General features: G+C 55.5%; 6 protein-coding genes. 1 reads left to right on the top strand and 5 read right to left on the bottom strand.

Annotation, left to right across the window (positions count from 1 at the left end; all coding sequences use genetic code 11):
* Positions 1–3: 3 nt before the first annotated feature.
* From BLV85_RS15450 to BLV85_RS15650, 5 genes are all read right to left on the bottom strand, one after another.
* Positions 4–453, bottom strand: coding sequence for a MotA/TolQ/ExbB proton channel family protein (locus tag BLV85_RS15450; protein ID WP_218132795.1), 450 nt, complete (start codon positions 451–453; stop codon positions 4–6).
* Positions 454–1,356, bottom strand: coding sequence for a hypothetical protein (locus BLV85_RS08480; RefSeq protein ID WP_218132796.1), 903 nt, complete (start codon positions 1,354–1,356; stop codon positions 454–456).
* Positions 1,353–2,135, bottom strand: a complete 783-nt coding sequence (locus BLV85_RS08485) for a DUF3450 domain-containing protein (protein WP_218132797.1) — start codon at positions 2,133–2,135, stop codon at positions 1,353–1,355. Before BLV85_RS08485 ends, BLV85_RS08480 begins: the two co-directional genes overlap by 4 nt.
* 268 nt (positions 2,136–2,403) lie before the next feature.
* Entirely contained in the window at positions 2,404–3,822 is a 1,419-nt protein-coding gene (locus BLV85_RS08490) for a TonB-dependent receptor domain-containing protein (RefSeq protein WP_281245738.1), read from the bottom strand.
* A gap of 58 nt (positions 3,823–3,880) precedes the next feature.
* Positions 3,881–4,513: a TonB-dependent receptor plug domain-containing protein gene (locus BLV85_RS15650; protein ID WP_245725145.1), complete on the bottom strand. Its 633-nt coding sequence runs from the start codon at positions 4,511–4,513 to the stop codon at positions 3,881–3,883.
* Between the two features lie 323 nt (positions 4,514–4,836).
* On the opposite strand from BLV85_RS15650, the gene BLV85_RS08495 reads away from it, so the two are divergent.
* Positions 4,837–8,001: a hypothetical protein gene (locus BLV85_RS08495; RefSeq protein WP_176973980.1), complete on the top strand. Its 3,165-nt coding sequence runs from the start codon at positions 4,837–4,839 to the stop codon at positions 7,999–8,001.
* Positions 8,002–8,148 lie beyond the last annotated feature (147 nt).

Here is an 8,148-nt window from a genome sequence, read left to right on the forward strand (position 1 = left end):
CGCTCAGTGCTCCAGTAAAGTCTGGTCATACTGATCATATTGCTCGTACAAACGCGCACTTTGTTGATCGAGAATTTCAACAATCCGGTTCGCCTGGGCATGCAAAAGACTTTGCAGCAACAGCAACGGAATGGCAACCGCCAAACCGAGCTGGGTCGTTACCAAAGCATAGGATATCCCGCCAGCCATCAACTTGGGATCGCCGGTCCCAAACAGTGAGATCGACTGAAACGTTTCGATCATGCCGATCACCGTGCCAAGCAAGCCCATCAACGGTGTGACCGCCGCAAACACCGTCAGGGCAGTCAATCCAAAAAACAGGCGGCTGGTTTCCTGGCTGACCGCTTCATCCAGCCGCGTTGCCAACACCTCGCTGCTTTTGGCCCTGACAGCCTGAATACCACTCCTGAGCCGGCCCAGTGGGTTGTTATCAAGATTTTCCTCGCACGCCAATTACTGTTTGATCCGATACCAGGTGGCACCCAGAAACAGTCCCCGCCACAGCACGATCAGCACCCCAGTCACCCCGATAATCAGAATCAGATAACCAATCGCGCCGCTTTGATTGACCCGTTCGATAAAACCGGGAGACTGAACCAGCAATGACAAAATCGCTCCCTTTGAGGGATCGACCGCCATCGCACGCCAGCCTTCCTCAGCCTGTTCCAGTGCCTGCGCCATGTTTTGATGACGGGCGGCCGGTTGCCGGGCCAGCTCGACCAGCTTGAGACTGTCTGGCAAAAAGCGTAAAAATTTGCCATCGGCAACAGCATTGAATGCCCCGATCCGGGTAACGGTCTGCGTTTTTTCTTCACCGTCCAGAGTGATGACCGGGCTACTAAAGCGCGTCACCTTGCCCGTCTGATGCATTTCATGGATCAGCATCAACCATAGATTCTGCAAGGTTTCCATCGAGACCGAAGATTCCTGCTGAATGACTCTGGTCAGGATTGCCCCCCGTTCGGGAAATTGGGCAGAAATCATCGAGCGTTCCAGCAACGAGCCGATTTCAGCCGCATTTTGCTGCACCATTGCAAACAAATCATTCAGTTCGCCCGCCTGTGACGCAATCTGCCCATCCAACTCGGTCAGCCGGGTCTCGTTGGCCTGATAGGTATTGCGATAAGCATCGGCTTTTTTATTGCTGTCCGCCAACTCGTTGCGCAAAACCTTGAGTTTGGCTTGTTGCTGATCTCGTTCCTGAATAAACCGGGTTTCACGGGCTTGATCGAAGCGGATATCCTTGCCGCTTTCCTCGCGCACTCTGGCGACCAATTCATCCAGCGTGGCCGCTGCCAGCGCGGGCTGGCTCAGCACCACGCAGATTGTCACCACTGCCAGTCTCAACCATTTCATGGTTTCACCTCCGGTGCCGCAATCGGCAAAATAATGAGATCGGGCGGCGTCTGTTTCTTGGCCACACGCATGGCCTTATCGAGCGACTCGCGCAACGACGCATCCAGTGGCACCCATTGCCTGTCCGATGGCTGCCAGTAGCCGCCTTCATCCCCTCTGAGGGTCAGATAATACAAACCGACACGCCCCAGCCTCAGAAATTCGACCGAACGCGACTCGCCTTCGGCATCCAGGGTACCCTGATAGGCTTCCAGCGTATGTCCATATTCCGCTTCGATCCGATAGGCTTCCATGATGCGCCGGTATTTGTCGGGAATGGACAAGTCAGACCGGTGGATCAATTGGGACAATTGCTGCAAGCGCTGTTGCCGTTCGACGGGTAAAAATGGCGTGTCCAGTGCTACAAATTGCATCAGTATATCCACCATCCGCTGCAGAAAAGGCACGATCCGCTGCTGTATTTCGGCAATATCACGCAGCTGGGTTTCTTTTTTATGGATTTCATCTTTTTGATCGGCGATCAAACGCTCCATCTGGGTGTTGTAAGCAGCCAAGTCCTCCAGCCGAATCACGCTCTGCCGATATTCCTCCAGCAACGCCTGCGTCTGGTCATCCAGCTTGTCGATGCGCAGTTGTATTTGACTGCTCTGCTGCTGGGCGGATTGCTGTTCCCTCAATGCCCGCTCGACCGTGGCCTGCCCCCAGGCCGATGTAGTCAATAACAAGGTGCTGACCAGCAGCAACCGTAGCTTGAACTTGCACATTCGAATAGCTCTCATCAAGAAAATTTCCCTATACATCTAAGCTTTTTTGTAGTCTGGTCTGTTCGCAGGCCCACACAGGCAAATTCGCAATCAAATGACCCACGCCCGGAATCATTCCTCTTACGTTTCATGGTGCGCAAGCGCACCCTACGCCCATCATTCAATTACCGATTTCCCCGCAGGGTGCGCTTGCGCACCGACCAGCCGCGATGCCAGTGACCCGCCACCAATGGCACAATCATGCAACATACCCTGAATCATGAGTCATCAAATCAGATCACGGCTACCACTCATAATTCATCGTGACATAGAAATTTCTGCCGATGCCCGGCAGGCGTTCTCCGATGCCGATACCGCTCGCCACATTGTCAAGCGCGCGATTCAAACCATTCAGATGCACCCGATAGTCCTTGTTGAGCAAGTTTTCCACTCCCGCACCCACTTGCAGGCCTCTGATAACTTCCACCTGGCTACGGATATGCCATAATGCATACCCCGCCGTTGTAGGTTCATCATTGAATTTCGATACCTTTCTCTGCCGCCAGTAACCCACGACTTCGGTCCCCAGCGTCCATTTTGTCGATTCGTAGAACAACGACAGCAGGCCATTGAGCGGCGCAATACGGTAAAGATTGTCCTTGGCATCGTCGCGCTGGCCTCGGACATAGCTGAGTGTTCCATCCACCCGCCAATGATTGAGGAACCTGAAACCCGCCTCGACATCGCCGCCGTACAATATGGCATCGATATTGGCATATTGCAGCAAGGGCCGCTGTTGAGCGCCCGCGATTGCGAGCGCGTTGGGATTGCTGGTGGGGATACCCTGAATATAATTATTCACATATCGATAAAAAGCGCGCGGGGCAGCATAGAAAGTGCCCTGGCGCCAGGTCAGGCCCAATTCGCCCTGATAGGATGTTTCCGGCTTAAGATCCAGGTTGCCGATGTACAGGAAGCCATCGGCCAGTCCTCCCGTAGCATCCAACGGCGCCCATAGAAAGCGCTGCTGGTAGCTGGGTGAGCGGGTCTTGCGGGCAAAGCCCAATTCTATTTCCAGGCTTTCGGATAAATGATGGCGCACGATTCCGGTCAGGTCATAATTGACGTCGTTTCTCGAACGGCTCCGGTTGTTGAAGTTGTCGACCAGCGCGCGCCATGGCGCAGTCTGGAAATGGGTATCGGCCCGCCCGCTGTTCATCACAATGTAATTGACCCGGGCACCCAGCTCGATCGTCCAATCTTGCAAGGGTGACAGCGCATATTCACCGAAGAAGCCGTAACGGTCGCGTTGCGCATCATTGAAATTCTTGATAAAAAACGCTGGCGCATCAGGATTCGTAATGGTCGCATTGTGGGTGGCATTGTCGCCATCTACACCGACCGTGGTCCTGCCTCCGAGCAAGGGAAAATCGATCATCAGCCGGTAACCGAATCCATCTGCGGTATTCCTGGAAAAGCGCTTGCCCGTGGCGGGTGTCCGTCTGATGCTGAAATTATCCATCGTGTGACGAACATCCTGGTAATTGAAAGCCGCCTTGATTCCAACCTCATCCCCGATTCTGCCCCGATAGCCAGCTGTCAACACCCCGCCCTCGGTCATGATGATATCCATGGGCAGCGCCGGAGTACCGGTCGGGCGCGTGAAGTTGTAGTTGAAGTCGACATCAAGCACATGCGCCTCGTGACGAAAACCATAACCCACTTCCGCTGCTTCGCGATCATGCCGGGTCGGAATATTTCTTCCACCGGGAAATTTGAAATCATCCCCGGTTTCCTTGCTGCCGTAGACATGCAAACGATGCTGCTCGGTCGCAATCCCATTGTAGAGAGCGCCATAGCGGCCATTGTTGACCCGGTTGAAACCGCCCGAGAACTTGCCGGCCCATTCCAGTGGCTCCCCCGCTTCGGTAAATTCCGGCCGCTTGGTTTCCTGAATGAATGATGGCGCCACCGATGGTTTCAATGCCACTGCTGACGGGCGCGATGCCCCGATAGACCTTCAACAAACTGGTCATTGCCGCGGGCACATGACTCAATGGCGCATCCATGGCATTCACGCAGGCTGACTTATAGTTCATTCCCTTGAAATCCACATTGATGCGATCGCCGCACATGCCTCGGTATTGCGCGATACCGGACAATGGTCCAAGCCCGCTCACATTGCCACCCGGGACACGCTGCAACAACATCGCCGCATCGTTGATTCCACCGAGCTCGGGCAAAACACCCGTCATATTGGGCCGGATGATCTCGCCATGAATCTCCATCCGTTCCAGCTCAATAGCCGCGTCTGCGGCCTGTGATGCGCCGGCCCAAGCATTCTGGAACAACAAAAAGGTGAAAACAGTCGTTATTGAACGTGAACGGGCAAACCCTGGCAGCGTGAATTTCATCGGCAGCAGTCAACAAAGAAAAGTGGAAGATATTGCGCCTTGGGCAAAGCGATATTCGAGGCAAACAGACTGAATACTCCCCGAGAAAATCAGCATCTGTAAAAAATGGCTATCGACAGCACAGCCATTCGCACGGATCGGATTTTAGAATGGTCTGCCCCGGAAGAAAATGCGACATATTGCCGCACCCCCTCATGCATACCGATCCTTCACTGCCGCTACGACCAACCTTGTCACTTTGCGGGGTTGGGGTATGATATTGACAGACAGGCTGCCAGCGAATGCCGGAAATACTCACGGAGGGCCAATTTATGCCGATGAATATGGATAACGAGCCCCAGAAAAGTGCATGGATCAACCCGCTCCCCTTCATCATGCTGGTTCTGCTGGCAGGTGGCATGCTGGTCAAAAATATTCCGCTGGAAAGCTCCCGCCCAGCAGCCACCGAACGGGTCAAATTCGTGCCGATTGGCGAGCAAAACGTCGAAGCCCGGCTCTGGCAGGATCCGTTCGCCGCCATCGAAGAACATGAAAAGCAACTGGCGCGTCCGACCAGTTCGGCGCAACCTCTGACCGGCCAACCCGATGGCGCTTCCACCCCTGCTGCGCTGCAAGCCAAACTGGAAACGCTGCGCTCGCAATCGGTGGATATCAAAGTATTAGCCGTCAGCGTCTTTGGTGATTCCTACGCGGAATCGGCAGAAAGCCGGCGGCGCACCCGCTACGCCGTCATCTCCGCGCTCGGCTTTCATGATTTTTATCCAGAGTCTTCCAATGCAATCGGCTATTTGCGGCTACCCTGGCGACAATCCGAACCGTCCCCGATGCATGCCCCGGCCATTCAGCGCGAGAAACACCTGACCATCCCATTCGAATGGTTCAATCATAAAAACACCGATGCCAAGGTATTGCTGCTGTGGCTCAATGAAAGCCTGTATGCGCCCAATCTGGTTTTCGAAGAATTGCCCGCGCATTTCGGCGAATTGTCCCTCATCGGCCCAGCCGGATCGGCCATGCTGCTGGCCCTCAGCGACCATACCGGCAAGCTCGATGACGCCTCCGAAAAACCCATCAAGATTTTCTCGCCAACCGCGACCATTGATAATTGCGTTCTATCCGAAGCATCCGGCCAGGAAATATTGACCGGCAGGCGCTTCGCCTCCTGGCGTTGCTTTTCCTACAGAAGTGAGCATTTCCAGCAGCTGCTGACCGGCAAACGCATTATCCGCACGATAGGCACCGATGATGTGCTCGCGGTCAGCCTGCTATGGGAACTTTGGCAGCGCGGGATCAATCGCGAGCAACAGTGGGCATTGTTCAGCAACCAGACATCTGCACCCTGTCAGGACGGGCTGGTATTGATCAGCGAATGGGATTCAGCCTATGCCCGTTCGCTGACGAGAAATCTCACGGAAAGCTTTGGCGCACTCTGCCAGACCAGAAATGGCCATCCGTCTCCTCTGCGCAATTTCACTTACCTGCGGGGCCTGGATGGTGCCCTGCCCGGACTGGACAGCAAACCAGCCGCCAAAGCCACGCGTAAATCCGACGACAGCCACGCCCAGAATCTGCGCGCCCAGCTGGATACAGCCGCCCCCGAACTGGCCGAGGGGCTCAGTCAATATGATTACCTGCGGCGCTTGGTCGATGAAATCGCGCTGCTGGACCGGGACCCCCAATTCGCCGCGCGCGGAATCCAGGCTATCGGCATTGTCGGTTCCGACGTATACGACAAGCTGCTGATTCTCCAGGCGCTGCGCAGCCGTTTCAAGGGAAAAGTATTTTTCACCACCGATCTGGATGCCCGTTTCCTGCATGCCGACCAGAAAGACTGGACTCGCAATCTCGTGATTGCCTCCAATTTCGGTTTGACGCTGCATCCGCTACTGCAACGCGCCGCCCTGCCATTCCGGGATGGCTATCAGACCTCGACCTACCTGGCCACATTGATAGCGCTGGCACCGCTCCCGCTGGATTACTGGGAACAATCGCTCAGGCAATGGCTCCGGCCAGCCATCTATGAAATCGGCCGCACTGCGGCAATACCGATTGCTGCACCGGCAGTGGATGACCTCATCAGATGGATCGATGGCATAGAACCCGATGGCGCCAGCCCGGCCATCGAACCCACCCCCTGTGCTGACTGGACCACTTGCGAACAGATCACGCCCCCCAGCCCGCTGGCGGCAACGCCCGCCAGGCATTGGCTCCTGCTGTTGATCGGCGCTCTGCTCGCTTTGTGGATCGCCATCAGCAGCCAGCGTTTTCAAAAAGCAATCAGTACCATGATTCAGCGCTCCGACCCGGCGGCCTCACAAACCGGGATCGGCACAGTGGCTTTCTGGAGCTTGGTTCTGACAACCGTCACCCTGCTGACAATAATCATCGTGGGCAAGGCCTGGCAGCTCACCCTTGCACAGGGCACGGGCGAGCCGTTCATCTGGCTGGAAGGCATCAGCGTCTGGCCGAATCTCACCCTGCGCTTTGCCGGCTTCATCACCGTGCTCGCCCTGATATTGGCATTTCTGGTTAATACCAAACGGCAGGCGCAAGAGATTGCGCACCGTTTCGATTTGTCACTGCCCACCACCTGGTCACTGGCCCGCAGCCGCCTGGCAGCCATCTGGAATGGCCCCAATCTCGATTTGACGGCCTTCGATGCCAAGGGCCGTCCGGGACCGCCTGCCTCGGAGCTCGACGTTTCAACCCTGTGGCAGAATTACCTGCGCGCCACCAACTGGCATGAACAGGGTGGCTGGATCGCCGCCTCGGCCGTGATAGTGTTCCTGCTCAGCCTCATCACCTTCAGCATCTTCGACATTCCCTCATTTCCGCATCGCGGTGAGTTGGTCAAGTTTCTGCATTACATCCTGCTCGGCTTAACCATTCCCCTGCTCTGGCTGAGCATCCTTTGGATCGGCTATGAAAATCGCGCCTGCACGCAATTTGTCGAAGCGCTTGGCAAAGTTCGCCGCCTGTGGCCAGAATCACTCCTCAAACGGGAAGCCAGCGAAACCGGCATCCCCCAGGCCTATCTCGACCATTATTTGAGTTTCCATTTGATCGTTGCCGCCACCCAGCGCATCCAGGCACTCATCTATCTGCCTTTCATTTCACTTTTCTTCACAGTAATTGCGCGCAGCGATCTGTTCGACACCATGGATTTTCCATTACCGTTGCTGCTTATCGTCCTGGTCACCTTGTTCTACACTTTGTATACCGCTAGACGGCTACGGAAAAGTGCTGAAAACCTGCGCACCCAGATTCTGACCCATTATGATCTGCTGTTACTGAAACAGGCCCAACCGCAGGCACAAGCACACCCTCCCCTCAGCACGGAACAAATCAACCGCCTGCTCAACCAGATCCGGGCCACCCGGCAAGGCGCATTCGCGGCCTTCTCCCAAAGACCGGTGCTGTCAGCCTTGCTGCTGCCATTTGGCGGATTCGGCGGGACACAGCTGATCGATTACCTGTTCACTTTCTGAGCCCCTCAGGCAATCCTCAAACTAACCACGAATGGGTAGAGTAGAGAACAGACTTGCGCCTGCCCTCCCTCATCAAACCGTGCGTACAGTTCTCCCGTACACGGCTTTCCGATGTTCTTCATGCCGAGGCATGCGCCGATTTCCAGC

Origin of the sequence: Nitrosomonas halophila, from assembly GCF_900107165.1 — a bacterium.
In the GTDB taxonomy this organism is placed as follows: domain Bacteria; phylum Pseudomonadota; class Gammaproteobacteria; order Burkholderiales; family Nitrosomonadaceae; genus Nitrosomonas; species Nitrosomonas halophila.

Bases quoted from the DNA above. Each gene is read 5' to 3' on its own strand.
- BLV85_RS15650 (WP_245725145.1), bottom strand. From the start codon at position 4,513: ATGAAATTCACGCTGCCAGGGTTTGCCCGTTCACGTTCAATAACGACT.
- BLV85_RS08485 (WP_218132797.1), bottom strand. From the start codon at position 2,135: ATGAGAGCTATTCGAATGTGCAAGTTCAAGCTACGGTTGCTGCTGGTC.
- BLV85_RS08480 (WP_218132796.1), bottom strand. From the start codon at position 1,356: ATGAAATGGTTGAGACTGGCAGTGGTGACAATCTGCGTGGTGCTGAGC.
- BLV85_RS08495 (WP_176973980.1), top strand. From the start codon at position 4,837: ATGGATAACGAGCCCCAGAAAAGTGCATGGATCAACCCGCTCCCCTTC.